The sequence below is a fragment of the Ornithinimicrobium sp. INDO-MA30-4 genome (genome assembly GCF_021535045.1).
Classification (GTDB): domain Bacteria; phylum Actinomycetota; class Actinomycetes; order Actinomycetales; family Dermatophilaceae; genus Ornithinicoccus.
Map to the genome: position 1 here is coordinate 1252779 of NZ_CP091056.1, position 26304 is coordinate 1279082.

Sequence of the window (26304 nt, forward strand, 5' to 3'; positions counted from 1 at the left end):
CTCGTCTAAAAGGTCTCGGTCGGGATGTATTGCCCCCACACTTCGCGGAGCGCATCGGCGACCTCACCGCCCGTTGCTCGAGCCTGGAGCGCGTCCTTCATCGGATAGAGCACGTTGTCCGAGCCACGGGCAGCGGCCTGCACTTGCGCCAACGCACGACTCACGGCCTCGTTGTCGCGCGTTTCGCGCAGTCGTGCCAGTCGTTCTGCCTGGGCAGCCTCGATCGTCGGGTCGACGCGAAGGGGCTCATAGGGCTCTTCGGTCTCGGTGCGGAACTTGTTCAGACCGACGACCACCCGCTCACCTGAGTCAATGCCTAAAGCAGTGTCGTAGGCGGTGCGCTCAATCTCAGACTTCTGGAAGCCCAATTCGATCGCTGCGACTGCCCCACCTCGTTCTTCGACTGCCTCGATGAGAGCCAGTGCGGCTTCTTCCACGTCATCGGTCATGGACTCGACCACATAGGACCCGGCAAAGGGGTCAACGGTTTTGGTGACGTCACTCTCAAAAGCGATGACCTGCTGGGTCCGCAGGGCGAGCCTGGCTGCCTTGGTAGTCGGCAACGCAATGGCTTCGTCGAAAGAGTTGGTGTGCAGCGATTGCGTCCCGCCAAAGACAGCACCCAGGCCCTGCAGGGCGACCCGCACCATGTTGACTTCAGGCTGCTGTGCAGTGAGTTGCACTCCAGCGGTCTGAGTGTGGAAGCGCAACATCAGGGACTTGGGGTTCTTAGCGCCAAACTCTTCCTTCATGATGCGCGCCCACATGCGGCGTGCTGCTCGGAACTTAGCGACCTCTTCCAGCAGCGTGGTGCGCGCAACAAAGAAGAACGACAAGCGCGGTGCGAAGTCATCCACGTCCAAGCCTGCAGCGATGGCCGCGCGGACATACTCCTTGGCGTTGGCCAAGGTGAAGGCGATCTCCTGCACTGGGGTCGCTCCGGCTTCGGCCATGTGATAGCCCGAAATCGAGATGGTGTTCCACTTGGGCATCTCAGCGTGGCAATAGGCGAACGTGTCGCTGATCAGGCGCAGCGACTCCGCTGGCGGATAGATATAGGTGCCGCGAGCGATGTACTCCTTGAGCACATCATTTTGGATGGTCCCCGTCAGTTGGTTCGCTGCCACCCCTGCTCCGCCGCGACCAACTCATACATCAGCATCAGGCTGGAGGCGGGGGCGTTGATCGTCATTGAGGTCGACACCTTGTCGAGCGGCAGTCCGCCAAACAGCGTTTTCATATCGTCGATCGAGTCGATCGCCACGCCAACTTTGCCGACCTCACCCGAAGCCAATGGATGGTCGGAGTCGTATCCCATTTGGGTCGGCAAATCGAAGGCGACCGACAGGCCACCCGTGCCGTTATTGACCAACTCGTGATAGCGAGCATTGGACTCCGCCGCGGTGCCGAAGCCCGCATACTGACGCATCGTCCACGGCCGACCGGTGTACATCGAGGGTAGACCCCGCGGGTGTAGGGATACTGGCCGGGCTCACCGAGGTCTCGCTCGGGGTTGGCCCCGGCGCGATCGCCGGGGCCATACACCGGTTGGAGGTCCAGACCTGATTCGGTTTGTTGCTCGCTCATAGCCACAGGCTACTGCCCAGCCCCCTAGCTTCTTCAGGCGACCGAGGCGCGATCCTCAGCCGCAACTTCGTCCTCAACCTTGGTCAGCATGGACTTGGCGACAAAGGCTGCCGCAATCAGCCCACCGACAACGGAAGCCAAGCCGATGAGACCACTGCCAGTGATCGCGAAGACGATGTAGCCCAATGTCGTCGCGACACCACCGGTGATGGCGTAGGGCAATTGCGTGATGACGTGAGTCAACACATTGCTACCGGCACCCGTTGCGGACAAGATCGTGGTGTCAGAAATCGGTGAGCAGTGGTCGCCGAACACGGCACCCGCCAGAACAGCACCGAAGGCTGGCAGCAAGAACTCAGGAGCATCAATCGAGTTCATGATGCTGCCTGCAATCGGCAGCAAAATGCCGAATGAACCCCACGAGGTGCCGGTCGAAAAGGCCATCGCGCCAGCCATCAAGAACATCACTGGGATCAGCCACTGCACCGGCATGTTGGCATCCAGCACCAAGCCACCGAGGTATTCACCGGTGCCCAGACCGTCGATCAGCGAGCCAAGCATCCAGGCCAAAAGCAGGATGTAGACCGCGGGGAGCATCGACTTCAGACCCTCAAGGAGGCCGGAGCCAAGGGTGCTCTGACCGAACTTCGGGTCCTTCATCGTGTACCGCATGTAGTAGTACATGGCGCTCGCGAAACCGAGGACGGCTCCGTAGATGAGGGCCATGTTGACGTCGGTGTTGGCCATGATGTCCAGGACAGCCCAGCTGCCGCCACCGGTGTATCCGGTGTAGATGATGCCGCCGAGCACACCGGCCACCAACGCGAGGAAGGGCACGATCAGCGCGCGCATGGCACCGGGAGCGTGCACCGGCAGGTCTTCGGACAGCTCTCCCGGGATGTCTTGCGATGAGTCGTAGGTCTTGCCCTCTTCAACGGCACGACGCTCCTCTGCGCGCATCGGGCCGAAGTCGAGTTGGAAGGTGACAACCAGCAGCACGGTGGTGATCGCTGCGACGGCGTAGTAGTTCATCGAGGCGGCGCTGAGGAAGGCTTGGAACTCGCTCACAGTCAGAGCCGAAGCAGCAACTAGCGGAGCCATGATGCCGATGATGCTGGCGCCCCAGGACGAAAAGGGAGCCAGGACTGCGACTGGGGCCGAGGTGGAGTCAATCAAGTAGGCCAACTTGGCTCGGGCCACATTTTGCCGGTCAGTCACTGGACGAGCCACTTGTCCAACTGCGAGGGCGTTGAAGTAGTCGTCGATAAAGATGACGATGCCCAGGATCGCTCCCAAGGCCTGGGCGCCACGGCGGGTTTTGATCCGCTGGATCGCCCAATCCGAGAAGGCGGCACTGCCGCCAGCCATCAGGATGAGGGCGGTGATCATGCCTAGGGTCATCGTGAAGATCAAGATGGGGACATAGACACCATTAATGGCACCGTCCACCCAAAGATCGCGGCGAAAGCTTCCCAGGTGAGCTTCACCATCTCAATGGGGTTGTATCCCCCGACGATCAAGGCGGCGCTGAGCACGCCTGCGCCGAGGCTCGGGAGAACCTTCTTGGTCGTAATCACCAGGACAATGGCGATCACGGGCGGCAAAATACTGATCCAGGTGCCTGTTTCCGGCATGGTTTCGTCCCCTCGGTTGGATTTTGCTAAATCTAGAGGTCCGCCAACTCAGCCACAAGCCCAGGGCCTCGATAGACAAGCCCCGAGTAGACCTGCACTAACGCGGCTCCCGCGTCGATGAACCGCTGAGCCCCATCCCGGTCACTAATCCCGCCGACACCGATCGTCGGAAAGTCAGAGTGTTCGGTGATGTAGCGCACCACCTCAACGCTTCGGGTATGCAGGGTGCACCGCTCAATCCGCCTGGCTGTTGCGCGGTGGCCGCCTCCTCAGCTGCAACCCCTGAGCGGCTGAGCGTGGTGTTGGTGGCAATGATGGCGGCAACTCCGGCTTCGCTGGCAACCTCAAGGACGTCGTCGATGGCGCCAAAAGTGAGATCCGGGGCAACTTTGAGCCACACCGGGGTGGACTTGGCCTCTGCCACAACTGCCTGCAGCAGTTCTCGCAGTGGCTTGGCATCTTGCAGCGACCGAAGGTCAGGGGTGTTGGGGCTGGAAACGTTCACGGCCAGGTAGTCAGCCAGTCCGGCCACCGCCCGGGCTGACACCAGATAGTCCGCGACGGCTTCGTCTACGGGCGTCACTTTGCTCTTGCCCAGCGAAACGCCGATGGGCACGGTGATCTCACCTCGGTCGCGCAGCTTCATCAAACGTTGGGCAAGCGCGTGGGTGCCTTGGTTGTTGAAGCCCATGCGATTGATCAGGGCTTCACTGTGTGGCAGTCGGGCCATCCGCGGCTTGGGGTTGCCCGGTTGTGGGATGGCAGTGACCGTGCCCAACTCGAGATGGCCAAACCCGAGGGCTTGCCAGGCGGGCACTGCTGCCGCGTCCTTGTCCAACCCAGCAGCAAGGCCAACCCGGTTTGGAACGGTAATCCCACCGACCGAAATGCTGCGCGTGGTCCTCTTGCTTCCCGCGATTCCTGCTTGCAGCGCTCGAGGAGAGCAGCGGGTGGAGCCCCAGGGTGCGAGCAGCGGTCACCGTCGCATGGTGCGCCCGCTCGGGGTCCAACCGAAACAGAGCCGGCTTAGCCAAGCGTTGATAGGCCACCGAAGCGAGATGTGCGCCAAAGTCAGTCACGGCATTCGAGCCTAGCTTCTCGGACGAACATCCAGGACTCCGACGTAGAATCGCCGGATGCCCGAAACGCCCACTGATATCCCCGGTTTCTACGCCGTCATCCCGGCTGGGGGTTCAGGCACTCGGCTGTGGCCGCTCTCCCGCAGGTCATCCCCAAGTTTCTTCATGACCTCACCGGCAGTGGACGTAGCCTGCTGCAAGACACCGTGCACCGACTGACGCCGATGTGCTCAACTCGAGTCATGGTGGTGACGGGCGTGCGACACGTCGAGGCGGTCGCGTCATCTCTGCCAGATATGTCGAGCGACAACATCCTCGTCGAGCCCTCCCCCTGGACTCGATGCCCGCCATTGGGTATGCCGCAGCGGTCCTTGAGCTTCGAGACCCCGACGCCATCCTCGGCTCCTTCGCTGCAGACCACGTGATCGGTGACCCCGATGCCTTCCGCGACTCGGTCTGCCAAGCAATTTCGGTCGCCAAGCAGGGCGCTCTGGTCACGCTCGGCATCAAGCCCAGCTATCCCGCCACCGGGTATGGCTATATCGGTGTCGGCGAGCCCTGGACGGTGCCCGGCGCTCCCGCTGCCCGCCACGTCGATGAGTTCGTCGAAAAACCAGCCCGCGAGATCGCCGACGGGTATCTCTCCTCCGGCTCCTACCTGTGGAACGCTGGCATGTTCGTCGTGCGGGCCACCAGCCTGCTCGAGATGTTGGCCCAATGGCACCCCCAGATGGTGGCCACCCTGCGCAAACTGGCTGCCGACCCCACCCGACTCGAGGAGTTGTGGGCCGAACTGCCCGCGATTGCCATCGACAATGCGGTGGCTGAGCCCGCCGCCGCTCAGGGCCAAGTCGCAGTCGTGCCTGCCGATTTTCCGTGGGATGACGTGGGCGATTTTGCCTCGCTTGCCGCCGTGCTGGAGGAATCGACCGATCACCCTGGTCTGCGCATTCTTGGTGCCCAAGACATGGTGGTAAGCCGCGATACATCTGGGGTGATCGCCGCACACGGCGGTCGCACCGTCGTAACCCTGGGCATCCCCGACGTGGTTGTCATTGACACCCCGGACGCAATCCTGGTCACCACGCGCGAACGGGTGCAGGATGTAAAGGAATCGTAGAGAGTCTGCGACGCGGTGGGCGAGAGGATCTGACCTGAAATCGGAGGAGGCGACGACCCCGACTACAAGCCGGCGGCGTCGTCGCGAAGCACTCGGTCACCCGCTGGTCACGAAAAGATCACCGGCCAGTGATGTTCAGTCAGCCGTGCGCACACCTGATGCGCCCAGGCTGGAGAACGTGCGCGTTGCGATCATCACCGAATCGTTTTTGCCCGCTCTCAACGGCGTGACCACCAGCGTCTGCAAGGTGCTGGACTCGTTAGCGGCCAAGGGGCACGAAGCTCTCATCATCGCCCCTGGGACTAGCCCCTGGAGCCCGACGCATACGCCCGAGCGCTATGCCGGATATCCGATCCACCCAGTGACAAGTTTGCCGGTCCGACAATTTCGAGTGGGCCTACCTTCATACGAGATGGAGACGGTGCTGCACCGGTTCCAGCCTGACGTCGTGCATGTCGCCTCTCCTTCATCCTGGGCGTCCGTGGACTCACCGCCGCGAGATCGCTAGGCCTGCCCAGCGTCGCCATCTATCAGACCGACATGCCGAGTTATATTCGCCAGCATTCCGGCCCGGCAGGCGACCTCACGGCACGCGCGGCCTGGGCTTGGATTCGTCGGATTCACGCGCAGGCTGACTTAACGCTGGCGCCGTCAACTTCTGCTCTCGAAGACTTGCAAGCCCACAACATCCCCCGCACCGCGCTGTGGGGCCGAGGTGTTGATTCAGACCTCTTCCACCCTGACCGTCGCCAGGATGAAGCGACCCAAGCGTTGCGCCGCGATCTCGCTCCCAACGGTGAGGTCCTGCTCGGGTATGTCGGTCGGTTAGCGCCCGAGAAGGAACTGCACCGCCTCGTCGAACTCAACGACACCCCAGGAGTTCGGCTGGTCCTGGTCGGTGAGGGCCCAAGCCGAGATGACCTGGCCGCGCTCTTGCCCGGTGCCGCCTTCTTAGGGCGGCGCGAGGGCTCGGACTGGCACAGGCTTACGCCGCGTTTGACGCCTTCGTGCACACCGGGACTCGAGAAACCTTTGGGCAAACACTGCAGGAAGCCGCCGCAACCGGGCTGCCGGTAGTAGCCCCCGCCCGAGGTGGACCTATCGACCTGGTGGACCACGGGCATACCGGATATTTGTTTAACCCCGACCAACCGGGCGCTTTGGCGGCCGCAGTCAGCCGATTGCTGGTGGGCGAGGACGCTGCGAGTCGGCGGGGAGCCATGGGCGCACAAGGGCGGGCGCGCGTGGTCGAACGGTCCTGGCCAGCGCTGACCGAGCAACTAGTGCAGCACTACAGCCGGGTCATCCACGCTGCCCGCGCTCGCGTCGCCTAATCCGCGAGCGCTAGCCGGCCCGCGCAGCGCGAAGTCAGTGTCGGAGCGCCAAACCTCATCACCGTCGTGGACATACAGCCGGAAAAATGACGCGACATAGTCAGCTGTGAAGTAGGCCAACGTGTCGAAAGCGTGGTCTAGAGCGGCCTCGTCGACATTGTGGGCGATGGTGACGTGCGGGTGATACGGGAAGTTCATCTGGCGATTGACTGGCCCGTGCCGCACCTGCTGCTCGAGTTTTCGCACCACGCCACCCCCGCGCCACCTGGATAAAGACGACGTCAGAGAGCGGCCGGAAGGTCCCTGTGCCTCGAAGGACAACTTTGAATGACGGGTGGTGGGCCCCGACCTGACTGAGGTGCTCACGCAGAGCCGGTAGCACATGCCCAGCAATCGGAGTCGGGGGCAGCAACGTGATGTGGGTAGGGATGTGCCTCGCCTGATCGTCGCCAAGCTCCAGTCGGAATTGCTTTAGCTCTTCACCCCACGGCTCGGGGATCGGCAAAGCGACTCCCACGGTCAGCATTGCTGATGGTGATGTGCTCACTGGCCAACCCTAGCGCTCATAGTCCACGACCACAGGAGCGTGATCGCTCCAGCGCCCTCTCTAGCTTGTCGCTCGGCCAATCGTTGCGTCCTTCGCGCGCAACGCAGGCGAAGCCCACTGATAGTCGATCCGCCAGCCAGTGTCGTTGTCGAAAGCTTGGCCCCGCCACGACCACCAGGAGTATGGGCCGGGCCGCTCCCCAGCGATGGCTCGGACAGCATCCACGTAGCCAAGGTCCGCCCACTGGCTCAAATAGGCCTGCTCTTGCGGCAGATAGCCTGCCTTGCCCACATTGCCCTTGGTGTTATTGAGGTCAAGGTCGGTGTGGCAAATGTTCAAGTCACCCGTCAGCACCACGTCGACGCCCTGGTCTCGCAACTCTTTGAGACGCTCGGTGATGGCCTGCAAGAACGCATACTTTTCGCCCTGCTTGCCGGTGCCCGCTTCGCCCGTGTGCACGTATGCGGAGATCACCGTCACCGGTTTGGCCTCACCGACTGCGATGTCGGCTTCGATCCAGCGTCCTCCGGCGACATCCCCTAAGACCTCAGAGTCACGTTCGGCCAAGATGGGCCACGGCGTGAGGATCGAGACCCCAGCCCGGCCGGCGGCAAGGCCCTCCTCTGAGGCTCGGCTCCATTCGGCGATCGGCTCGCCATCCATGGCTTTGGTCGCCTGAGCCTCATTCGCCCGGACTTCCTGAAGGGCGATCACATCGGCGCCACTTTGGGATAGCCAGGTCAGCCCTCCTCGGCGTTGAGCCGCTCGGATTCCGTTGACGTTGGCAGACACGATTCTCACGGGGTGCATCTAAACAGATGGAGGCGTGCGGCATACAGTCGGGGAATGAGTGAGACCACGACTCCTGACGAAGAATCCACCTCCGCCGCGGCGACTGAGACCGCTGCCATTGAGGCCAAGGCCGCTGCACCGACCGATGATCTAGTGAGCACCGAGCACACGATCACGCTAGATGGGCAGGAACTGGCGTACACCGCGACCACGGGCCGGATGGTGCTGCGCGAAGAGGTCTATGAAGATGGCACCTTCGTGGGCCACAAGCCCAAGGCTGAAGTTTTCGTGACCTCTTACGTCGCCACCGGCCTCGACTCTGACGCCAGCCAGCGCCCTGTCACCTTTGCGTTCAACGGCGGCCCTGGCTCGTCGTCCATGTGGCTGCACCTCGGTGTGCTTGGCCCACGCCGAGTGCTGATGGGTGACGTCGATAACCTGATGGCCCCGCCTTACGGTGTGGCCAATAACGCCGAGACGCTGTTGGCCACCTCGGACCTGGTCTTCATTGACCCGGTGTCAACGGGCTTTTCGCGTGCTGTCGAGGGTGGCAAGCCGAAGGGTTATCACGGCTATAAGGGCGATATCGAGTCGATTGCCGAGGTCATCCGGCTGTGGGTGACCCGCAATGAGCGGTGGATGTCGCCGAAGTTCTTGGCCGGCGAGTCCTACGGCACGTTGCGAGCAGCAGCCCTGGCTGAGCATTTGCAGTCTCGCTACAGCCTCTTCGTCAACGGACTCATGTTGATCTCCGCAGTCCTAGATGGCGCCTCCATCGGGTTGAACGACCCCACCAATGACCGGGCGTTCATTGGCTTCCTGCCCACGTATGCAGCGATCGCACATCGCCACGGCAAGCATGAGGGCAGAAGCCTGGAAGAGGTCATCGCTGAGGCTCGTGACTATGTCGAGCGCGACTACCCGTATGCGCTGAGCCGAGGCCACCGACTGGTCGGCGAGGAGCGGGCCGAACACGTCGCCAAGGTGGCCGGATTGATTGGCCTTGACTCTGCATACGTGGATCGGGCGGATTTGCGGGTCGAACACCTGCGCTTCTTCGCTGAGTTGTTGCGAGACGAAGGCAAGGTCGTGGGTCGTTTGGACTCGCGTTTCACCGGTCCGGCCCCAGGGCAATGCCGAAACGATGGCCGCAGACCCCAGCCATGACGCCATCTCGGGCCCTACGCCGCGGCGTTCAACCACATCGTTCGGGCCGAGTTGGACTACCACCTGATCTGCCGTACGAGCAGATCTCGCGCCGGGTGCACCCGTGGTCGTATTCAGACTTTGAGGGCCGCAGCGTTGATGTGACGCCCAACTTGGCTCGGGCGATGCGGGCAAACCCGCATTTGGAGATTCATGTGGCCTACGGCTGGTACGACGGCGCGACCCGTTCTACGCCGCGGAAGAGGTCATGCACCAGTTGGACATCCCGGCGGAGGCTGCTTCTCGGGTCGAGCACCGCTACTACCCGGCCGGTCACATGATGTATGTCCACGAAGAGTCGAGAAAGGCTCAGGCTGCTGACTTGACGGCATTTGTGGCACGCGTGACGGGCTGAGGCACTCTCCCCGCCCGCATGTCTCCTAGTGGAAGGAAAAGAGCGACATAGCGCCGCTTTCGCTCCTTTCCTCCACTAGCGCGCTTCGGCTAGCAAAACTCCGCACGATGGGGCGACCGACTCGTCTCGCCGCCGGATCGCTGCCGTTGCTGAGGTCGGTCGCTGGGCTTACGACATCGTCGCGGAGGTATGGCTGTTTGGTCGCGATCGCTCGCAGTGACATCGTGATCGCCTTGCCGACGAGCGGTCGGGGATCTGCTGCTTGGGCCCTGGCATGGCCAACGGCCCGATGCAGGTGATGCTCTGGGGCATTGCGGACATGCAACGCCAAGCCCCAAATCAGTGCAAACCCCGCGCGTTTCACAAAAAGGCGCTCGTCAGTGACCCACTCATCGACTTTCGACCAGGCATCTGACGTCTTGTCGAAGAGCCGGAAGCACACCGTGTCGACGATCGCCCAGTTGTCGAAGTCTTGGCACCACTGCTGCATCTGTTTGGCATCAACCTGGTGCGGGTCATCGACGAGGGCCGCGATGGTCCGGGCTTCATAGGAGCCTTCAGCCCACAACTGTTGAGCTAACTCATGGTCGGTGCCGGCTGCTTTACCTAACTGCAGCAGCCGACGCATCGGGACGCCATAGGAGCTTTCCGCATGGATCCCGTATTGCTCACTCATCGCCACGACTGCCGCGGGGTCAGCCTCCTCAGCGAGAGTCGCAAGGATCTGCCAGCGTCGCCGGACTGCTCAATGTTGCTGCCACCGCTGCACGCCACCTGCCCCATAAGCGATTGCGTGCACGGCGCGGTGCGGTGTGATCGCCAGAAAACCTACATCGGGATTGTTCAGCCCATTCGGGGCAAAATCTTCGAGGTCGTAACTGAAGACCCCAGTCCACAGTCGCTCTTTGGTGTCCAGGTCGCTGAACATCACGGCCGTCCCCCAAACGAGTAGGCCATCTCCTTCGTCGTTCGTCTCCCAGTGCATCGCGACTTTGGGGTTGGCCAAGGCGTTTCGCACTTTCACCGACGAATGGGCCGTCATGATCCAGATCGTGTTGCCTTCCCATCCTGGATGGACTGGCACGACATGGGGCTCAAGATCAGGACTGGTGGTCGCGAGGTAGGTCCGCACAGATAGTGCGCGCGCAAGACCTTCAATATCTCCGGCGTCCATGATCGCTCCTGGCTTAGGCGGTGGTCACAAACCCAGCCCAGCCCCATGGGGTGCTGATACCCCTGCTGGCCTGAAAGCCCTGGTGGCCTGACAACACTGGGGGCCCGACAACGCAGAACCACCCCGGACATTGCGGGTCCGGGGTGGTTCTGCGGTCCTACAGACCGGCGTTGCGCTACGGCTTGCTGTTGACCAAGGTCTCCAACACACCGTTCAGCGTGGTCGACGGGCGCATGGCTGCGCTGGCCTTGTCGACGTCGGGCCGGAAGTAACCACCCAGATCGACGGGCTGACCCTGCACTGCTGCGAGTTCACCGACGATGACCTCTTCGTTGTCGCCAAGCTCTTGGGCAATCTGCTTGAATGCCGCCGCGAGATCAGCATCTTCGGTCTGCGAGGCCAACTCTTGCGCCCAGTAGAGGGCTAGGTAGAAGTGGCTGCCTCGGTTGTCCAACTCGCCGACCTTGCGCTGCGGCGACTTGTTTTCGTTAAGGAACGAACCAGTGGCCCGATCCAGCGTGTCCGCCAAGATCTGTGCGCGGGCATTGCCAGTCACACCAGCCAAGTGCTCAAAGCTCACTGCGAGCGCGAGGAACTCACCCAGGCTGTCCCAACGCAGGTGATTTTCCTTCACCAACTGCTGGACGTGCTTGGGGCCGAGCCGCCAGCGCCGGTCTCAAACAAGCCACCACCACTGATCAGCGGCACGACCGAGAGCATTTTGGCGCTGGTGCCCAACTCCAAAATCGGGAAGAGGTCGGTGAGGTAGTCACGAAGGACGTTGCCGGTCACCGAGATGGTGTCTTCCCCACGACGAATGCGCTCCAGTGAGAACGCGGTCGCTTCGGTAGGCGCCATGATCGGCAATTCCAGGCCATCGGTCTCGTGGTCAGCGAGGTAGGTCTTAACCTTCTCGATCAGCACGGCATCGTGAGCGCGGTCTGCGTCGAGCCAGAACACGGCCGGGGTGCCCGCAGCGCGAGCCCGGGTGACAGCCAACTTCACCCAGTCCTGGATCGCAATGTCCTTGGTCTGGCACGCGCGCCACAAGTCACCCTCGGTGACCGAGTGCTCGAGCAACACATCGCCCGCGGCGTTGCGCACCTGAACGGTGCCAGTGCCAGAAATCTCGAAGGTCTTGTTGTGGCTGCCGTATTCTTCTGCGGCCTGGGCCATCAGACCAACGTTGGCGACAGAGCCCATCGTCGTTGGGTCATAGGCGCCGTTGGCCTTGCAGTCATCAATAACGACCTGGTAGACGCCGGCATAGCTGCTGTCCGGGATGACCGCCAGAGTGTCGTCCTGACCGCCGTCCGGGCCCCCATCTTGCCGGAGGTGCGGATCATGGCGGGCATGGAGGCATCAACGATGACATCGCTGGGGACGTGCAGGTTGGTGATGCCGTTGTCGGAGTCGACCATGGCCATTGCTGGGCCATCAGCCAGACCAGCGTCAAAGGCTTCCTTGATCTGAGCACCGCCGGGGATGTCGTCCAGACCCTTCAAGATCGAGCCCAACCCGTTGTTGGGTGACAGACCCGCAGCAGCCAGCTGGTCGCCATACTCGGCGAAGACGGCCGGGAAAAGGCTCGGACCGCGTGGCCGAAGACGATCGGGTCGGAGACCTTCATCATCGTGGCCTTGAGGTGCAGGGAGAAGAGGACGCCGGAGTCCTTAGCCGCCTGGACCTGCTCTGCGAGGAAGCTATTGAGCGCTTCTGCGCGCATCACGGTGGCGTCGACGACCTCGCCAGCCTTGACCGGGACACCTGCCTTCAAAACTTCTTCGTTGCCAGCCTCGTCGGTGAAGACGATGGAAAGGTCCTGAGCGTCATCCACGACCACAGACTTTTCGTTAGACCGAAAGTCGTCGCTGCCCATCGTGGCGACCTCAGTCTTAGAGTCAGCCGACCAAGCGCCCATGGAGTGGGGGTGTGCTTTGGCGAAGTTTTTCACCGAAGCAGGCGCGCGACGATCGGAGTTGCCCTGGCGCAAGACCGGGTTCACGGCGCTTCCGCGCACCGAGTCATAGCGAGCCCGAATGTCCTCTTCCTCTGGAGTGCTTGGCGCATCGGGGAAGTCAGGCAGCGAGACACCCTGCTCTTGCAACTCTGCAATGGCCGCCTTGAGTTGCGGCAACGAAGCGCTGATGTTTGGCAGTTTGATGATGTTGGCGTCGCTTGAGCCGGTCAACTCGCCCAACTCTGCCAGCGAGTCTGGGACCTGCTGCTCTGCGGGGAGCAACTCCGACATGGCCGCGATGATCCGAGCAGCCAACGAGATGTCACGTGTCTCAACCTCAATGCCAGCCGTGGAGGCGAACGCCTCAACAATCGGCTTCAGCGAGGTGTCGCCAACGCGGGGGCCTCATCGGTGACCGTGTAGATCATCGTGGATGTGCTGGGGGTTTTGCTCGACGAGTCGGTCGGCATAGTCGCTGAATCTCCTTGCGTCTTGAGAAGGCATCGGTGCCATCTTTGGATTCAGGCTACCCCGCCGGGGTGACACTGCCCATGGCGATGTCGCCTGACGCTGCTAACGTCAGGCGTAGATCGTTTAATCCTCTTTTAGAAGGGCTAAGACAGTGGAGCGCACCCCCGTCAAGGTTGCAGTCACCGGCGCCGCCGGCCAGATCTGCTACAACCTCCTTTTCCGTATTGCCTCGGGCGAAATGCTGGGCAAGGACACTCCGGTGGAGTTGCGGTTGCTCGAGATCACCCCCGCGCTGAAGGCGCTTGAAGGTGTCGTCATGGAGTTGGATGACTGCGCCTTCCCGCTGCTGTCCGGCGTGCAGATCGGTGACGACGCAAACAAGGTCTTTGACGGCGTCAACATTGCTCTCTTGGTGGGCGCTCGCCCACGCAGCAAGGGCATGGAGCGCGGCGACCTGCTCGAAGCCAACGGCAACATCTTCACCGGCCAGGGCCAGGCCCTGAACGACCACGCCGCTGACGACGTGCACATCACAGTGACCGGCAACCCAGCCAACACCAACGCACTGATCGCGATGAACAACGCCCCAGATATTCCCCAGGAGCGTTTCTCGGCGTTGACCCGCCTGGACCACAACCGCGCTATGGCTCAATTGGCGAACAAGACCGGGCTGACGGTTTCGCAGATCAAGAAGATGACGATCTGGGGCAACCACTCAGCAACTCAGTATCCTGACCTGTTCCACTGTGAGGCAGACGGCAAAAACGCTGCCGAGTTGGTCGATGACCAAAGCTGGTTGGCCGACACCTTCATCCCCACCGTCGCCAAGCGCGGCGCAGCCATTATCGAGGCCCGTGGCTCGTCCTCAGCAGCGTCGGCTGCTTCGGCCACCATCGACCACACCCGCGACTGGTTCGGCGGCACCGCCCAGGGCGACTGGACCTCAATGGCCGTCGTCTCAGACGGTTCGTATGGCGTGCCCGAGGGTTTGATCTCCTCGTTCCCCGTCAAGACTGAGAACGGGAACTACTCCATCGTTCAGGGGCTAGAGATCGACGAGTTCTCCCGCAGCAAGATCGATGCTTCGGTTGCCGAGTTGGCTGAAGAGCGCGATGCAGTCACCAACCTCGGGATGATGAGCAACTAGCGAATAACCAAACTTGCGGTCAGGATCGTGGTGGCAGATGCCAGCACCAACAAGATGGTCACATCTGCCACCCGAGACCTGACTCGCAAGCCCCCGGCCCACCGGACCGGGACGATGAGACGAACCATGGCCGCCACCATCAATGTGGCGGCCATTGTGTATCCAAATCCACGCAAACCGCCGCTGAGCAACATCCAGCCAGCAACCGCTAGCCCCAGTGGCAAAAGCCACCAGAGCCCCAACGGCTGGCGCGAGCCAGGATTATTCAGTGCCACGACCGGCCGCTCGCTCAGCCGCCGCCACAACGTTTTCGAGCAGCATGGCTCGCGTCATCGGACCAACACCACCCGGGTTGGGCGACACCCAGCCCGCGACGTCAGCAACCTCTTTTGCGACGTCCCCCGCGATCTTTCCATCTCGGCGCGCAACGCCCACATCAAGCACTGCGGCACCCGGCTTGATCATGTCTGCCGTGACTAGATCCGGCACACCAGCCGCTGACACCACAATGTCGGCAGTGCGAGTATGGCTGGCCAGGTCTTTGGTGCCTGTGTGGCACAAAGTCACGGTCGCGTTTTCAGAGCGACGAGTCAGGATGAGGCCCAGTGGGCGGCCCACCGTGAGACCACGGCCAATCACGACGACCTGCGCCCCGTCGATCTCGACATCGTGGCGCCGCAGCAAGTCAATAACGCCCATCGGCGTGCACGGCAATGGAGCCTCTTCGCCGAGCACCAGCGACCCGAGGTTCACCGGGTGCAGGCCATCAGCATCTTTGCCTGGGTCGACCTTGGACAGAATGGCGAATTCGTCGAGACCCGTGGGCTGCTGCACCAAGAACGCGGTGCAGGCCGGGTCGTTGTTGAGCTCTTCGACGACCTGCTCGACGTCTTCCTGAGTGGACTCGGCCGGAAGATCACGACGGATCGAGGCGATTCCAATCTCGGCGCAGTCACGGTGCTTGGCGTTGACATACCAGGTGCTCCCCGGTCGTTGCCAACCAACACCGTGCCTAGTCCTGGGGTAATGCCCTTTTCTGCCAAGACAGCGACACGCTGCTTGAGGTCGGACTTGATGGTTGCGAGTGCGGACTTGCCGTCGAGAATCCCTGCCGTCATGATTTTCAGTCTACTTAGCGCGACGTGCGGCTAGCGCCGCCGCGATGGCTGCCACGACAGTAATCGCGACCCCAATGATCATTTGAGGCCCACCTGGTCCCGCGTTGCCGGATTCACAAAGTCCAAGACCAACGCCACCAGCATCTGCGAAGTGATGGTGGTGAGGCCAAAGAGTAGGACGCCGCTGTGTTGCACCGCCCAGGCGGCCAATGCAATAAAGACGACCCCGATCAGGCCGCCCCACCAGGCCCACCAAGGCACTTGACTCCAAGTGTCGGGCCAGCCGGAACGCAGCACCGGGACAATCCCAATAACGACCAGGGTCGTGCTGCCGGTAACGAAGTTGAACCAGGTGGTGGCTAGTGCCGAGCCGCTGACCTTGTTGACCCGCCCGTTGATGGCCTGCTGGACCGCTACGCCCATGCCCACCAGGAAGCCCAACAGAACGGGAAAGAGGGCCGCGCTTGCGCCCGACTCCCCGAGGAGGCCGCAACGGCCACGCCAACAACTGCGAGCCCGGCAGCCAACACCCGCAGCACGGACAGCGCCTGGGCGGGAGCCGGGCCTAGACCGTACCGGTCAACAAAGAGCGCACAAACGGTCTGCCCGCCGATCGTCGCAATCAAGAAGGCCGCGACACCGATGATCGGGACCGCATACGTCTGGCTGCCGACCAGCAGGCCACCCGCAACGCCACCCAGCATCTGCCACCACACGAGCTCCCGGGTGCGCAGGGCCGAAACGACACGACCAACACGAACTCGCTGAGCCTTGCTGAACAGCAGCAACGTCAGAACGACCAGGCCAGACCCAAAGCTGAACCACGCCGCCGGAAAACTGCCGACGGCTTCGGACAATCGGCCGTTCATCCGCGATTGGATCGCAATCAAGGCACCGCACAGGAATGCGGCGGCCAATGCCCACGACTGCAACGCAGAGTTCGAGAGGACAGCGCTCGTGCGGGTGCTACCTGCAGCCGCTGTCGCCCCCGACTCAGTGGGCAAAGTGTCGTGTCCCAGTGAAGTACATGGTGACGCCGGCTGCATTGGCTGCGGCTATGACCTCTTCGTCACGAATCGACCCGCCAGGCGCAACCACAGCAGCGACGCCACCATCAAGCAGCACCTGCAGGCCATCAGCGAAGGGGAAGAACGCGTCGGAGGCAGCAACGCTGCCCTGAGCACGATCCCCAGCCCGGTTCAGAGCCAGGTGACAACTATCGACTCGGTTGACCTGCCCCATACCGATGCCGACGCTCGCACCTTCGGAAGCGAGCAGGATGGCGTTGGACTTCACCGCACGCACCGAGTTCCAGGCGAAGGCCAAGTCAGCCAAGGTCTGCTCATCAGCCGCAGTGCCGGCTACCAACTGCCACCGAGATACATCGTCGCCACCGCCCTCAACTTCGGCGTCGATCGCGTCGCGCCGCTGCATCAGTAGTCCACCGGAGATGGGGCGCATTTCGACGCCTGCGCGCGATGGCGACTCAGCCTTGACCAAGCGCAAGTTTTTCTTGCGCGTCAAGATCTCCAGCGCATCGGCGTCAAAGTCTGGTGCGACAACGACTTCGGTGAAGATGCCAGCAACCGTCTCAGCCATTTCGGCAGTGACGGGGCGATTGGTCGCGATGATGCCGCCATAGGCTGAGACTGGGTCGCAGGCATGGGCCTTGCGGTGAGCGTCGGCAATGTCGCTGCCAACGGCGATGCCACACGGATTGGCGTGCTTGATCACGGCAACCGTGGGCTGGTCTCCGTGGTCGTGCGCTGCACGGCGAGCGGCATCGGTGTCGATCCAGTTGTTGTAGGACATCTCCTTGCCGTGCAACTGCTCACCCTGAGCCAGGCCAGGCTCGGTCATCACGCTGTTGCGATAGAGCGCGGCGCCCTGGTGTGGGTTCTCGCCATAACGCAGCACGTTGGCGCGCTCATAGGTGGCTCCAGCCCAGGCGGGGAAGCCGGTGCCTTTGGAGGTGTCTGTTGCAACGCTGCCCATCCACGAGGCGACCTGAACGTCATACGTCGCGGTGTGGACGAAGGCTTGCGCGGCCAGAGTGGTCCGCTCCTCATGGGTAAATCCACCCGACTGCACAGCCTCAACAACGCTGGAGTATGCGGTGGGGTCGACCACCACTGCCACGCTGGCGTGGTTCTTTGCGCTGGCGCGGACCATAGTGGGGCCGCCGATATCGATCTGCTCGATGCACTCGGCCGGCGCGGCGCCAGAGGCAACCGTCCCCGCGAAGGGGTAGAGGTTGACGACAACCAAGTCGAAACCTTCGATGCCCAACTCTTGGAGTTGCGACACGTGCTCAGGGTTGGTGGTGTCAGCCAAAATGCCAGCGTGCACCCGCGGGTGAAGTGTCTTCACGCGACCACCCAGGCACTCGGGAAAGCCAGTGAGATCCTCGACCGGGGTCACCGGCACACCGGCCGCAGCGATCTGCTTTGCCGTCGAACCGGTCGACACCATCTCGACGCCGTTGGCATGCAGGCCCTGCGCCAACTCGGCTAGCCCAGCCTTGTCATAGACCGAGACGAGAGCTCGACGGATCGGGCGGCGGAGCGGGGCATTCACAGAAGGGTGACCTTTCGATCGGAGAGGGTGAAACCAGTGCTGAGCAGTGAAGTCAGGCCGCGCACCAGCATGTCGCGCTCAGCGACTTTGATGCGCTCGTGCAGGGAATCTTCGGTATCGTCACCGTTGATTGCGACGACGCGTTGGGACACGATCGGCCCGGTGTCGACTCCCTCGTCGACGAAATGCAGGGTTGCCCCAGTCACTTTAGCGCCATAGGCCATGGCGTCGCGGACCCCGTGGGCTCCTGGAAAGGAGGGCAAGAGGGCCGGGTGAGTGTTGAGGACGGTGAACTCGTTGAGGACTTTGGTGCCGAGAATTTTCATAAATCCTGCGCTGACGACCCAACGTCGACCGTCGTTGGCCTCCGGCAAGGCACTGATCAAATGGTCCGCGAGCGCGGTGTCCCATTCGCTGCGCTGCGGATAGTCCTTGACCGCACACAAAGGTGGGGATGCCAGCAGATTCGGCCCGTTCCAGCCCGGCAATCCCGGGGCGATCAGCACCGACAGCGACGATCTGCCAGGGGGTGGCGTTGCCCTGGCTAGCGTCGATTAGTGCTTGCAAATTGGTGCCACTGCCGGACACGAGGACGACGACGGGCACAGGTGAATCCACCAGACCAGCCTAACGCCGACGACGCGCGGTGAACCCCGACTTCCGGCTCATCCTCCTTAGGCGGTCGCGTCGCCCCGCTCAGCGGCACTCGACTTCGCCGCGTCGGAGCGCGCACCGCCAAGGCCACGCCCGGTGAAGTGCATCAGCGTCACCATGATTGCGGCGCCGGCAGCCAACTCACCTAGGAGTGCAGCGGTGGTCTGTAGCGGTAATACACCGATGGTTCTCAATAAGCCTGGTTGCATGCCACCGCTAGCCATCCAGGTGAGCACCAGCACGGCGACACTCACCCACAAGCACGCCGAGAGCGACACTTGGGCTTTGGTCCACCAGGACGCCAGTCGAGGAGCCAGTCGGGCGCTGCGCCAACCCAGCCAAGCCCCGGCCAGGATGGGCACGATGACAACAGCCCACAGTCCGCCGGGGAGAGGCCCAGGCTCAGGCAAGGCCGCCAAAATCGGCACGAGTGGCAGATCGCCGGCTGTGGTCTCGGTCCAGCCGACATGCACGGTCCCGATAAACAACCCAGATCCGACCAGCCAACCCAAAGCCCAAAGCATCACATTGGGCAGCAACAAGAGTTGGGCACCAACGAGCACAATCATCCCGATGATGCCGGTGTCGAGGGCACCTGACAACAGACTCACTCGGTCAAAGCGGATAGCCACGAGAAAGATCAACACCAAAAGCGAAGCAGCGCCAAGACCGGCCAGCGCCTCTCCCGCAGGTGCCAGTCCGCGTCGGGCGAGGACCGGGATGCGCAACGTCAACCAGTTCAGGGCCTTGTCGATCATCGGGTAGCGATGCTCGCGGTTTTCGCGAATCAGCGCGAGCACGACACCGACAGCGGGGATCAAGATAAGACCGGGCACCAGCGACAGTTTGCCCACCGGGGCTTGACCCAACCCGGCTAAGACAGCCAGAAGCCAACCCATCATGGCGTAGGCAAGCACAAAGGCAACCAGTTCAACGGCGCGCAGGGCTTCCAGCGCCGCCCGGTAGCCACCAATGCGACGCGGGGCTTCTTCAGAGTCCGTGTCCGCGAGAACCTGACGCACGGCATACCGGCAGAGCAGTATAGGCACGGCAGTGAGGAACAGGGTGCGAGGTATAGCGACACCTCAGGTGCATGGACGACACCACGGTGAGCCAGCGCCCACCCGTCGATGGAGATGCCGAGGGTCTGCCACAGCGACACGGTGCTGCGCGAGTCAGCGACCCAGGCCACGGTGATTGGCACCGCGACCGCGAGCCACCCGATCAGACAGGCCAGGGCACCAGCGAGCAGGGCCATCCAGCCGCTGCGAATGCGGTCTGGCAGAGTCCTGGAACTCGAGGAGTCCATCCGGCTCCGTTCACGGTGAGAAACATTACGAGTCACGGTCATAGCCGAACTATCGTCGCCGGGAAGTGCGGCCAGCCGCGGGAGGCGCACCGCCGGTGTGCCTTTTCATTTGTGATGTGACGAGTTTTTCTGGTCACATCACGAGTGAAGAGGCACCTGGGGCAACGAAGGGCCGACAACCCGAAGGTCGTCGGCCCCTTTCGTTGGGGATTCGAGTTAGTTCATCCCGGCAATGATTTCGCGCATCAGGTCTGCGGTCTGAGAAGGCGTCTTGCCGACCTTCACACCCGCAGCCTCAAGTGCTTCCTTCTTTGCCTCAGCCGTGCCCGAGGATCCCGACACGATGGCGCCAGCGTGGCCCATCGTCTTGCCCTCGGGAGCGGTGAAGCCAGCAACATAGCCGACAACCGGCTTCGTGACGTTGTCCTTGATGTATGCGGCGGCGCGCTCCTCAGCGTCGCCACCAATCTCACCAATCATCACAATGGCGTCAGTTTCCGGGTCCTCTTCGAAAGCCTTGAGGCAGTCGATGTGGGTGGTGCCGATGACCGGGTCGCCACCGATGCCGACGCAGGTGGTGAAGCCGATGTCGCGCAGTTCAAACATCATCTGGTAGGTCAGCGTGCCCGACTTGGAAACCAAGCCGATGCGACCCGAGGAGGTGATGTTTGAGGGGATGATGCCCGCGTTCGACTGGCCGGGGGTGATGAGGCCGGGGCAGTTCGGGCCGACCAACCGGGTCGTGCCAGCCTGCGTGGCGTAGGTGTAGAACTCAGCAGTGTCCTTGACCGGCACGCCCTCGGTGATCACGACAGCCAGCGGGATACCGGCATCGACGGACTCAACGACGGCAGCCTTAGTGAACTTGGCTGGCACAAAGATCACGGAGACGTTTGCGCCCGTGGCCTCCATTGCCTCGCCGACGCTGTTGAATACCGGCACGCTCACACCGTCCGCGAAGTCGACGCTCTGGCCGCCCTTCTTGGGGTCACGCCGCCAACGATGTTGGTGCCCGAAGCCAGCATGCGCTGGGTGTGCTTGCGGCCTTCGGATCCAGTCATGCCCTGGACGATGACCTTGGAGTTGTTATCGAGAAAGATCGCCATTATTTAGTCCTTCGTCCTCAGCTGTTCGGGTTGACTGCGAGCTCGGCTGCGGCGCGAGCGCCACCGTCCATCGTTTCGGCCAACGTCACCAATGGGTGTGCAGCCTTGGCGAGGATGGCTCGGCCCTCGTCGACATTGTTGCCATCAAGGCGAACGACCAGCGGCTTGGTGGCCGAGTCGCCCAACTGCTCAAGCGCAGCGACGATGCCCTCGGCGACGGCGTCACACGAGGTGATGCCACCGAAGACGTTGACGAATACCGAGCGAACTTGCTCGTCACCCAAAATCACGTCGAGACCATCGGACATCACCTGGGCGGAAGCGCCACCGCCGATGTCAAGGAAGTTGGCCGGGGTGGCCAGCACGCCATCGGTCTCGCCGAGGTCTTCACCGGCATAGGCCACAACGTCCAGCGTGGACATCACCAAGCCGGCGCCGTTGCCGATGATGCCGACGTTGCCGTCAAGCTTCACGTAGTTCAGGCCCTTGGACTTGGCTTGGCCTCCAGCGGGTCTGCTGCAGCTTCGTCCACCAAGTCTGCGTGCTCGGGGTGACGGAAGTCAGCGTTCTCGTCCAGCGTGACCTTGCCGTCGAGAGCCAAGATCTGGCCATCTTCGGTCTTCACCAGCGGGTTGACCTCAACCAGCGTGGCGTCTTCTTCCTGGTAGACCTTCCACAGCTTCTTCAGCGCGCTGGCGATTTCGTCGTGGTCCGAGTCGAAACCAGCCTCCTGAACAATCTCGGCGGCCTTCGCGTCGTCAATGCCAACCAGCGGGTCGACTGCCACGCGAGCAAGCGCGTCTGGGCGCTCGACGGCCAACTGCTCGATCTCCATGCCGCCTTCCTTGCTGCACATGGCGAGCAAGGTGCGGTTTGAGCGGTCGAGCAGGATCGAGAAGTAGTACTCCTCAGCGATCTTGGCGCCTTGGGCAATCATCACAGTGCCAACGGTGTGGCCCTTGATGTCCAAACCCAAGATGTCGTTGGCAGCCTGGGTGGCCTCTTCGGGGCTGCGCGCCAACTTCACGCCGCCAGCCTTACCGCGTCCACCAACCTTGACCTGGGCCTTGACGACAACAACGCCGCCACTGTCGGCACCGATACGCGTCGCGGCTTCTGCCGCTTCGCTTGCGTCCTGCATTACTGCAGCAGGCAAAACCGGCACGCCATGTGCCTCAAAAAGGTCACGTGCTTGATATTCATACAGATCCACGAGTCAGATTCCCATCATGTGATTAAAGAGTGGACGTTGTGGTGTGCTTAAGAATTCGTGCGGTCAGTAGATCAGGAACTGACGGCTTTGCGCAGGTCAGAGTTGACCCATTCGGCGATTTCCACTGTCGTGGCGCCAGGCGTGAAGATTTGTGCGACCCCCATCTCGGTCAGCAAGGGGATGTCGGCTTCGGGGATGATGCCACCGCCAAACACCACGATGTCGGAGGCATCCTGCTCAGCGAGCAACTCGATCACCTTGGCGAAAAGAGTCATGTGGGCCCCTGAAAGGACCGAGAGTCCGACCGCATCAGCGTCCTCAGCGATCGCAGCAGCCACAATTTGCTGAGGGGTTTGGTGCAAACCCGTATAAATCACTTCGACGCCGGCATCTCGCAGGGCTCGGGCAACAACCTTGGCGCCTCGATCGTGTCCATCGAGGCCCGGCTTTGCTACGACCACGCGCAACGGTGAGTTGGTCATGCTCTGCAGGCTAGCGCACTCACCTCGGCAAGGCTGTCTCGGTGTGAATCAGGAAATACGTGAGGTACGCCTCAATCGCTGTGGAGCAATTGACACGGCCCCGCGCCCTTGCGCTAAGTTCGAGTGACAAGCCAAAGGACAACGTGATTCCTTTGCCATGGTCCGCTCAAAGGCGCAGCGGCCGATCCTCATTCGAAATGTTTGGAGTTCATTGATGCCACCTGAGACCGAGAGTCGCCACAGCGACGTGCTCTCGGGCGAGCAGGCTCAGGCTCAAGGAATGACCCGTCGTGAGTTTCGCGAGTGGCTGAACACCCAGCCGCAGCACAGCATGCCGCAAGCCCCGGTCACGCAACCTTCAGTTTTTGACGCAGCACCAACGGGCGATGGTCTGGATGCTTGTGAGTTCGCGTCGCGCAGTGCGTACCGCACAGCCAAGGCAGGAGCACACCGCCGCCCATCTGAGCGACGTGCCCTTTCCCGAGTCGCCCCGTCGATGGCAGCATCAGCCGTCGTCGTGATGGCGGGAAGCGTTGTTGCCTCCGCGCAGATGAGCACCGAAGTCCCAGAGGTCACGATCGCCGCGACCAACGCTCAACTCAATGATGTGAGTTCACGCGACATCGCGGCCGCTTCTCGTTCGCAGAGCCGAGGCGCTGCCAGCGCACTCACCACCGAGCTCTCCAGCACGACCCAGGCCGAGATGAGCCAGACGATCGCGGCTTACGACAACACCAACGACATCGCCGGCACGACAGCCAACGAGACGACAGAAGTGCTTGACGAGATCCGCAATGCGGAGACCTTCGTCGCCCCTGTCGCGACCAACGAGCGGATCACCTCCGAGTTTGGCGAGCGTTGGGGCCGTGCCCACAGCGGCATCGACTACGGCGCTCCCGAGGGCACTGACCTCGTGTCAGTCGGCAAGGGCACCGTTGCGGTCGCCGAATACAACTCTGGCTTGGGCAACCACGTCAAGATCGTTCTGGAAGACGGCACCATGATCGTCTACGGGCACATGATCTCGAGCACCGTCGAGGTTGGCGATCAAGTTATGCCTGGCGATCTTGTTGGCTACCTGGGCAACACCGGCAACAGCACCGGCCCGCACCTGCACTTCGAAGTGCGCCCCGGCGGCACGGGCGACTCAGACCCGATCAACCCGCGGGGGTGGCTGGAAGAGCGCGACGCGCTCCTGTAGTTCCGGCTACACCCGTTGACTAGGGCTAGCGCTACAACTTCTCGAGCGGCGCATACCTCAGCAGGAGCCGCTTCACACCGGCCTCGCCAAAGTCCACGTGTGCCATCGTGTTGGCATCTTTGCCCTCAACCCGGATGACCGTGCCAAGGCCAAAACTGTCGTGATTGACCCGATCCCCTGATGCCACGCTGATCGGCTCGTGATTGCCAGCATTGGCGGCGCGTGACCCACGGGGATCCAATCGCACCACCGAACTACTGCTGGCACTGGGCCGGCCCATCATCTGTCGACGATCTGCGTCAACGCGCTCCCAGTCGATCAGTTCACGCGGGATCTCATCCAAGAACCGCGAGGGCGGGTTCCACGACGGCTGGCCAAACGAAGACCTTGCCCTGCCCGACTCAAGAACAGTCGTTCCCGGGCTCGGGTGACTCGACATACGCCAAGCGCCGTTCTTCTTCGAGTTCTTTGGGGTCGTTCAGTGAGCGCATGTGCGGGAAGGTGCCGTCTTCCAGCCCGGTGAGGAAGACAACCGGAAACTCCAACCCCTTGGCGGTATGCAGGGTCATCAGCGTGACGACGCCAGCAGATTCGCCATCGGTGGGGATCTCATCGGCGTCAGCGACGAGTGATACCTGCTCCAGGAACTCGACAAGCGAGCCTTCGGGATAGTTGTCGTCAAACTCATACGACACGGCGACTAGCTCGCTGAGGTTCTCCAGGCGAGTTTCGTCTTGCGGGTCGGTGCTCTTGCGCAACTCCGAGACATACCCGGAGCGATCTAGGATGGCCTCAACGAGGACGCCAACGCCCTTGTCTGGGTCGCCCGCGATGGCCCCGAGGTCTTCCATCAGCGCGGTGAAACTCTTGATCTGCTTCAGCGACCGCGTGGCCAAACCGGGTGCGTCTTCTGCCCGCCCGAGTGCGGCTACAAATGGGACTCGCTCACGTTCGGCGAGCGCGACGATGGAGCCCTCGGCCCGATCACCAATGCCCCGCTTGGGCACATTGAGGATCCTGCGCAGATTGACGTCGTCAGCAGGGTTAGCGATGGCGCGCAAATAGGCCAGCGCATCCTTAATCTCTTTGCGCTCATAGAACCGGGTGCCGCCGACCACCTTGTAGGGCAGGCCATTGCGGACCAGGACTTCTTCAATCGCACGGGACTGAGCGTTGGTGCGATAAAGACCGCAACATCGCCGGGGCGGACCCCGTGCTCATCACCCAACTTGTCGATGCGCTGCGACACGAAGGATGCCTCGTCACGCTCGTCGTCAGCGACGTAGCCAACAATCTTGGCGCCTTCGCCGACATCGGTCCACAGGTTCTTGTCGCGCCGGGCAGCATTACGCGAAATCACTGCGTTTGCAGCGGCCAAAATTGTCTCGGTGGAGCGATAGTTTTGCTCCAACAAAATCGTGGTCGCGTCGGGGTAGTCCTCTTCGAACTCAACAATGTTGCGGATCGTGGCGCCACGGAAGGCATAGATCGACTGGTCGGCGTCACCCACCACTACGAGCTCGGCTGGCGGGATGCCGGTGCCGTCATCATCGCTGCCGACCAACTCTTTGATCAGCATGTATTGCGCGTGGTTGGTGTCTTGATATTCGTCGACCAACACGTGGCGGAACCGGCGACGGTAGTGCTCACGAACGCCGGGAAACGCCTGCAGGATGTGAACCGTCGAGGAGATGATGTCGTCAAAGTCGAGGGCATTCGCTTGCCGCAGGCGATCTTGATAGCGCCGGTAGGCTTCGGCGACCTCTAACTCATACGGGTTTTGCCCCACGCTGGCGCGGAAATCATCAGGGTCGAGCAACTCGTTCTTGGCCGACGACACCTTGGACAAGACACCACGCGGCGGGTAGCGCTTAGGGTCTAGGCCCATGTCGCGCACGACCATGCCCATCAACCGCTGGCTGTCTGCGGAGTCATAGATAGAGAACGACGCCTTCAAACCGACAGTCGCTGCCTCACGGCGCAGGATGCGCACGCACGCTGAGTGGAAGGTCGACACCCACATCGCCCGAGCCCGTGGCCCCACGAGCGATTCGACACGCTCACGCATCTCGCCAGCGGCCTTGTTGGTGAAGGTAATCGCCAGGACCTGGCCCGGAGTGGCCCCCCGATGGCCGAGCAGGTGCGCAATCCGATGGGTCAGCACGCGCGTCTTGCCGGAGCCTGCACCCGCAACAATCAGCAACGGCGAACCGGCGTGCACAACAGCCTGAGCCTGCG

General features: G+C 62.2%; 21 protein-coding genes and 11 pseudogenes. 8 read left to right on the forward strand and 24 right to left on the reverse strand.

The window, feature by feature from the left end:
• Nucleotides 1-5: 5 nt before the first annotated feature.
• From L0A91_RS07185 to L0A91_RS07210, 5 genes and pseudogenes are all read right to left on the reverse strand, one after another.
• Nucleotides 6-1453 (reverse strand): annotated as a pseudogene (locus L0A91_RS07185) (methylmalonyl-CoA mutase).
• 56 nt (nucleotides 1454-1509) lie between these two features.
• Nucleotides 1510-1587, reverse strand: a pseudogene (locus L0A91_RS07195) (hypothetical protein); the annotation flags it as partial.
• 33 nt (nucleotides 1588-1620) lie between these two features.
• A complete protein-coding gene (locus tag L0A91_RS07200) occupies nucleotides 1621-3036 on the reverse strand; it encodes a Na+/H+ antiporter NhaC family protein (protein WP_235246398.1) in 1416 nt (471 codons plus the stop codon).
• A complete protein-coding gene (locus L0A91_RS07205; RefSeq protein ID WP_235246399.1) occupies nucleotides 2997-3221 on the reverse strand; it encodes a hypothetical protein in 225 nt (74 codons plus the stop codon). The genes L0A91_RS07200 and L0A91_RS07205 overlap by 40 nt, the downstream gene beginning before the upstream one ends.
• Nucleotides 3222-3253: 32 nt before the next feature.
• Nucleotides 3254-4059: pseudogene (locus L0A91_RS07210) on the reverse strand (quinone-dependent dihydroorotate dehydrogenase).
• Nucleotides 4060-4357: 298 nt separating this feature from the next.
• Here L0A91_RS07210 and L0A91_RS18745 point away from each other — a divergent pair.
• The 4 genes and pseudogenes from L0A91_RS18745 to L0A91_RS18760 all read left to right on the forward strand — a co-directional run bounded on the left by L0A91_RS18745 (nucleotide 4358) and on the right by L0A91_RS18760 (nucleotide 6754).
• On the forward strand, nucleotides 4358-4519 hold the full coding sequence (locus tag L0A91_RS18745) for a sugar phosphate nucleotidyltransferase (RefSeq protein ID WP_311198094.1): 162 nt from the start codon (nucleotides 4358-4360) through the stop codon (nucleotides 4517-4519).
• A gap of 121 nt (nucleotides 4520-4640) precedes the next feature.
• Nucleotides 4641-5420 (forward strand): sugar phosphate nucleotidyltransferase, encoded by a 780-nt coding sequence (locus L0A91_RS07215; protein WP_311198095.1) that lies wholly within the window; start codon nucleotides 4641-4643, stop codon nucleotides 5418-5420.
• Between the two features lie 247 nt (nucleotides 5421-5667).
• A pseudogene (locus L0A91_RS18755) lies at nucleotides 5668-6497 on the forward strand (glycosyltransferase).
• A complete protein-coding gene (locus tag L0A91_RS18760) occupies nucleotides 6428-6754 on the forward strand; it encodes a glycosyltransferase (protein WP_311198097.1) in 327 nt (108 codons plus the stop codon). Before L0A91_RS18755 ends, L0A91_RS18760 begins: the two are co-directional and overlap by 70 nt.
• On the opposite strand, the gene L0A91_RS07225 is transcribed toward L0A91_RS18760, so the two are convergent.
• The 3 genes and pseudogenes from L0A91_RS07225 to L0A91_RS07235 form a co-directional block, all read right to left on the reverse strand.
• The gene (locus tag L0A91_RS07225; RefSeq protein WP_235246703.1) at nucleotides 6701-7000 is read right to left on the reverse strand and encodes a hypothetical protein; all 300 of its coding nucleotides are present in this window, start codon (nucleotides 6998-7000) and stop codon (nucleotides 6701-6703) included. The genes L0A91_RS18760 and L0A91_RS07225 overlap by 54 nt on opposite strands.
• 64 nt (nucleotides 7001-7064) lie before the next feature.
• Nucleotides 7065-7280 (reverse strand): annotated as a pseudogene (locus L0A91_RS07230) (2'-5' RNA ligase family protein); the annotation flags it as partial.
• Between the two features lie 81 nt (nucleotides 7281-7361).
• Entirely contained in the window at nucleotides 7362-8093 is a 732-nt protein-coding gene (locus L0A91_RS07235) for an exodeoxyribonuclease III (RefSeq protein ID WP_235246401.1), read from the reverse strand.
• 54 nt (nucleotides 8094-8147) lie between these two features.
• Here L0A91_RS07235 and L0A91_RS07240 point away from each other — a divergent pair, with 54 nt between their 5' ends.
• The gene (locus L0A91_RS07240) at nucleotides 8148-9260 is read left to right on the forward strand and encodes a S10 family peptidase (protein ID WP_235246403.1); all 1113 of its coding nucleotides are present in this window, start codon (nucleotides 8148-8150) and stop codon (nucleotides 9258-9260) included.
• 247 nt (nucleotides 9261-9507) lie between these two features.
• Nucleotides 9508-9654 (forward strand): hypothetical protein, encoded by a 147-nt coding sequence (locus L0A91_RS07245; protein WP_235246404.1) that lies wholly within the window; start codon nucleotides 9508-9510, stop codon nucleotides 9652-9654.
• A gap of 25 nt (nucleotides 9655-9679) precedes the next feature.
• On the opposite strand, the gene L0A91_RS07250 is transcribed toward L0A91_RS07245, so the two are convergent.
• From L0A91_RS07250 to L0A91_RS07260, 3 genes and pseudogenes are all read right to left on the reverse strand, one after another.
• Nucleotides 9680-10330, reverse strand: coding sequence for a DNA alkylation repair protein (locus L0A91_RS07250; protein WP_235246405.1), 651 nt, complete (start codon nucleotides 10328-10330; stop codon nucleotides 9680-9682).
• Between the two features lie 69 nt (nucleotides 10331-10399).
• Nucleotides 10400-10828, reverse strand: a complete 429-nt coding sequence (locus L0A91_RS07255; RefSeq protein WP_235246406.1) for a pyridoxamine 5'-phosphate oxidase family protein — start codon at nucleotides 10826-10828, stop codon at nucleotides 10400-10402.
• A gap of 175 nt (nucleotides 10829-11003) precedes the next feature.
• Nucleotides 11004-13216 (reverse strand): annotated as a pseudogene (locus L0A91_RS07260) (NADP-dependent isocitrate dehydrogenase).
• Nucleotides 13217-13410: 194 nt separating this feature from the next.
• On the opposite strand from L0A91_RS07260, the gene L0A91_RS07265 reads away from it, so the two are divergent.
• Complete coding sequence (locus L0A91_RS07265; protein ID WP_235246407.1) at nucleotides 13411-14406, forward strand: malate dehydrogenase; 996 nt, start codon at nucleotides 13411-13413, stop codon at nucleotides 14404-14406.
• On the opposite strand, the gene L0A91_RS07270 is transcribed toward L0A91_RS07265, so the two are convergent.
• The 10 genes and pseudogenes from L0A91_RS07270 to L0A91_RS07315 all read right to left on the reverse strand — a co-directional run bounded on the left by L0A91_RS07270 (nucleotide 14403) and on the right by L0A91_RS07315 (nucleotide 22865).
• Complete coding sequence (locus L0A91_RS07270) at nucleotides 14403-14681, reverse strand: DUF3017 domain-containing protein (protein ID WP_235246408.1); 279 nt, start codon at nucleotides 14679-14681, stop codon at nucleotides 14403-14405. The genes L0A91_RS07265 and L0A91_RS07270 overlap by 4 nt on opposite strands.
• Nucleotides 14668-15524, reverse strand: a pseudogene (locus L0A91_RS07275) (bifunctional methylenetetrahydrofolate dehydrogenase/methenyltetrahydrofolate cyclohydrolase). Before L0A91_RS07275 ends, L0A91_RS07270 begins: the two are co-directional and overlap by 14 nt.
• A 78-nt stretch (nucleotides 15525-15602) precedes the next feature.
• Nucleotides 15603-15947, reverse strand: a complete 345-nt coding sequence (locus L0A91_RS07280; RefSeq protein ID WP_235246409.1) for a DMT family transporter — start codon at nucleotides 15945-15947, stop codon at nucleotides 15603-15605.
• Nucleotides 15938-16528, reverse strand: coding sequence for a DMT family transporter (locus tag L0A91_RS07285; RefSeq protein WP_235246410.1), 591 nt, complete (start codon nucleotides 16526-16528; stop codon nucleotides 15938-15940). The genes L0A91_RS07280 and L0A91_RS07285 overlap by 10 nt, the downstream gene beginning before the upstream one ends.
• Entirely contained in the window at nucleotides 16518-18101 is a 1584-nt protein-coding gene (gene purH, locus L0A91_RS07290) for a bifunctional phosphoribosylaminoimidazolecarboxamide formyltransferase/IMP cyclohydrolase (protein ID WP_235246411.1), read from the reverse strand. The genes L0A91_RS07285 and purH overlap by 11 nt, the downstream gene beginning before the upstream one ends.
• Nucleotides 18098-18707, reverse strand: a pseudogene (gene purN, locus L0A91_RS07295) (phosphoribosylglycinamide formyltransferase). The gene purH and the pseudogene purN overlap by 4 nt, the downstream one beginning before the upstream one ends.
• A gap of 68 nt (nucleotides 18708-18775) precedes the next feature.
• Nucleotides 18776-19804 (reverse strand): DUF6350 family protein, encoded by a 1029-nt coding sequence (locus L0A91_RS07300; protein WP_235246413.1) that lies wholly within the window; start codon nucleotides 19802-19804, stop codon nucleotides 18776-18778.
• A gap of 476 nt (nucleotides 19805-20280) precedes the next feature.
• A pseudogene (sucD, locus tag L0A91_RS07305) lies at nucleotides 20281-21170 on the reverse strand (succinate--CoA ligase subunit alpha).
• A gap of 17 nt (nucleotides 21171-21187) precedes the next feature.
• Nucleotides 21188-22383, reverse strand: a pseudogene (sucC, locus tag L0A91_RS07310) (ADP-forming succinate--CoA ligase subunit beta).
• 71 nt (nucleotides 22384-22454) lie between these two features.
• Nucleotides 22455-22865: a cobalamin B12-binding domain-containing protein gene (locus L0A91_RS07315; RefSeq protein ID WP_235246415.1), complete on the reverse strand. Its 411-nt coding sequence runs from the start codon at nucleotides 22863-22865 to the stop codon at nucleotides 22455-22457.
• Nucleotides 22866-23079: 214 nt separating this feature from the next.
• On the opposite strand from L0A91_RS07315, the gene L0A91_RS07320 reads away from it, so the two are divergent.
• Nucleotides 23080-24066: a M23 family metallopeptidase gene (locus L0A91_RS07320; protein ID WP_235246416.1), complete on the forward strand. Its 987-nt coding sequence runs from the start codon at nucleotides 23080-23082 to the stop codon at nucleotides 24064-24066.
• Nucleotides 24067-24097: 31 nt separating this feature from the next.
• Here L0A91_RS07320 and L0A91_RS19770 read toward each other — a convergent pair whose 3' ends face one another.
• The 3 genes and pseudogenes from L0A91_RS19770 to L0A91_RS19780 all read right to left on the reverse strand — a co-directional run.
• Entirely contained in the window at nucleotides 24098-24505 is a 408-nt protein-coding gene (locus L0A91_RS19770) for a hypothetical protein (protein WP_397333831.1), read from the reverse strand.
• The gene (locus tag L0A91_RS19775) at nucleotides 24468-24917 is read right to left on the reverse strand and encodes a 3'-5' exonuclease (protein ID WP_397333863.1); all 450 of its coding nucleotides are present in this window, start codon (nucleotides 24915-24917) and stop codon (nucleotides 24468-24470) included. The genes L0A91_RS19770 and L0A91_RS19775 overlap by 38 nt, the downstream gene beginning before the upstream one ends.
• A gap of 174 nt (nucleotides 24918-25091) precedes the next feature.
• A pseudogene (locus tag L0A91_RS19780) lies at nucleotides 25092-26287 on the reverse strand (UvrD-helicase domain-containing protein); the annotation flags it as partial.
• Between the last annotated feature and the right edge of the window lie 17 nt (nucleotides 26288-26304).